The sequence below is a fragment of the Sphingobium cupriresistens LL01 genome (genome assembly GCF_001046645.1).
GTDB lineage: Bacteria > Pseudomonadota > Alphaproteobacteria > Sphingomonadales > Sphingomonadaceae > Sphingobium > Sphingobium cupriresistens.
The window spans coordinates 727,698-730,458 of the sequence record NZ_KQ130435.1; the positions used below are offsets into that span (position 1 = coordinate 727,698).

Below are 2,761 nucleotides of genomic sequence, written 5' to 3' on the forward strand. Positions count from 1 at the left end.
GTGACTTAGTGTATCAAGCAAGCTTAAGCCGTTAGGTGTAGGCGCAGCGAAAGCGAGTCTGAATAGGGCGACCATAGTTTGATGCATTAGACCCGAAACCCGGCGATCTATGCATGACCAGGTTGAAGGTGCGGTAACACGCACTGGAGGACCGAACCGTTCAATGTTGAAAAATTGTCGGATGAGTTGTGCTTAGGGGTGAAAGGCCAATCAAGCCGGGAAATAGCTGGTTCTCCGCGAAATCTATTGAGGTAGAGCGTCGGATGATTGCCGTTGGGGGTAGAGCACTGGATGGTTGCGGGGGTCGCGAGATCTACCAACACTAACCAAACTCCGAATACCAACGAGTCTAGTCCGGCAGACAGACGGCGGGTGCTAAGGTCCGTCGTCAAAAGGGAAACAGCCCTAACCTACAGCTAAGGTCCCCAAGTCATCACTAAGTGGGAAAGCATGTGGGATTTCCAAAACAACCAGGAGGTTGGCTTAGAAGCAGCCATCCTTTAAAGAAAGCGTAACAGCTCACTGGTCTAAACAAGAGATCCTGCGGCGAAGATGTAACGGGGCTAAAGTGATGCACCGAAGCTTAGGGTTCAGTCTTTGACTGAGCGGTAGCGGAGCGTTCCGTAGGCCGTTGAAGCGGGAGGGTAACCGACCGTGGAGGTATCGGAAGTGCGAATGCAGACATGAGTAGCGATTAACAGTGTGAGATGCACTGTCGCCGAAATTCCAAGGGTTCCTGCTTAAAGCTAATCTGAGCAGGGTAAGCCGGCCCCTAAGACGAGCCCGAAGGGGGTAGTCGATGGGAACCACGTTAATATTCGTGGGCCTGGAGGTGTGTGACGGATGGCGTAAATGGTCTGGGCTTATTGGATTGCTCCAGGCTGTGAAGTTGTCCCAGGAAATAGCCCCTCCGTATAGACCGTACCCTAAACCGACACAGGTGGAATGGTAGAGTATACCAAGGCGTTTGAGAGAAGTATCCTGAAGGAACTCGGCAAATTGCCTCCGTACCTTCGGAAGAAGGAGGCCCCACATAAGCGCAAGCTCTTGTGGGGGGCACAGGCCAGGGGGTAGCGACTGTTTAGCAAAAACACAGGGCTCTGCTAAGTCGGCTTCAAGACGACGTATAGGGCCTGACGCCTGCCCGGTGCCTGAAGGTTAAGAGGAGGAGTGCAAGCTCTGAATTGAAGCCCAGGTAAACGGCGGCCGTAACTATAACGGTCCTAAGGTAGCGAAATTCCTTGTCGGGTAAGTTCCGACCTGCACGAATGGCGTAACGACTTCCCCACTGTCTCCAGGATATGCTCAGCGAAATTGAATTCTCCGTGAAGATGCGGAGTACCCGCGGTTAGACGGAAAGACCCCGTGCACCTTTACTGCAACTTCAGAGTGGCATTAGGAAAGAGCTGTGTAGCATAGGTGGGAGGCTTTGAAGCATCGACGCCAGTTGATGTGGAGCCATAGGTGAAATACCACCCTGCTGTTTTCTGATGTCTAACCTCGTACCGTTATCCGGTACAGGGACCCTCTGTGGTGGGTAGTTTGACTGGGGCGGTCGCCTCCTAAAGAGTAACGGAGGCGCGCGATGGTGGGCTCAGGACGGTTGGAAACCGTCTGTTAGAGTGCAATGGCATAAGCCCGCCTGACTGCGAGACTGACAAGTCGAGCAGAGACGAAAGTCGGTCATAGTGATCCGGTGGTCCCTCGTGGAAGGGCCATCGCTCAACGGATAAAAGGTACGCCGGGGATAACAGGCTGATGATTCCCAAGAGCTCATATCGACGGAATCGTTTGGCACCTCGATGTCGGCTCATCACATCCTGGGGCTGGAGCAGGTCCCAAGGGTTTGGCTGTTCGCCAATTAAAGTGGTACGTGAGCTGGGTTCAGAACGTCGCGAGACAGTTTGGTCCCTATCTGCCGTGGGCGTCGAAATTTGAGAGGAGTTGACCCTAGTACGAGAGGACCGGGTTGAACATACCTCTGGTGTACCAGTCGTTCCGCCAGGAGCGCAGCTGGGTAGCTATGTATGGACGGGATAACCGCTGAAAGCATCTAAGCGGGAAGCCTCCCTCAAGATAAGATTTCTCAGGACGGTCGAAGACCACGACCTTGATAGATCGGATGTGGAAGTGCGGTAACGCATGAAGCTAACCGATACTAATTGTCCTATTCGCGCTTAAACGGTTCACTTGTGAACCGCAGAGTCCCACCATCAACGACAATGCTGGTCTCCAGCGCATGTCAGCGATCGGTCGGTTGTTAAGCCAGCCCGGATATACGCTTACAAAACATACACCAAACGCGGCTGTTGCCGTGTTTGGCAAGCAAATACTCATGTGCACGGCATCGATCAAAAACCCATATATGCGCCAGCTTCATTGCTTGGTGACCATAGCGTCTGTGACCCACCCGATCCCATCCCGAACTCGGCCGTGAAACCAGTCTGCGCCGATGGTACTATTGCTCAAGCACTGGAAGAGTAGGGCGTCGCCAGGCATTGAAGCTCGCGCATATATCGGAAACAAAAACCCATTCATAACGTCTCATAAAAGGGCGACCCAAAAGGTCGCCCTTTTACCGTTGGTGACGCGGGATGAAGCAGCCCGCCGTCAGACCGCAAAAGCGGGATGACAAGCAAAAATGCTTCGCAGGCTGCAAAACGCAGCCCATGTTGGTGACGCGGGATGGAGCAGCCCGGTAGCTCGTCAGGCTCATAACCTGAAGGTCGTAGGTTCAAATCCTACTCCCGCAACCAACATA

General features: G+C 53.4%; 1 tRNA gene and 2 rRNA genes (1 of these 3 running past the window's edge). All 3 read left to right on the forward strand.

Going from position 1 to position 2,761, the window contains the following annotated elements:
- A 23S ribosomal RNA gene (locus V473_RS16620) occupies nt 1-2,181 on the forward strand; it begins 640 nt to the left of the window's first position.
- A 201-nt stretch (nt 2,182-2,382) separates the two neighbouring features.
- Nucleotides 2,383-2,497 (forward strand): 5S ribosomal RNA (rrf, locus tag V473_RS16625).
- Between the two features lie 182 nt (nt 2,498-2,679).
- Nucleotides 2,680-2,756: transfer RNA gene (locus V473_RS16630), tRNA-Met, on the forward strand.
- The last annotated feature ends 5 nt before the right edge of the window (nt 2,757-2,761 follow it).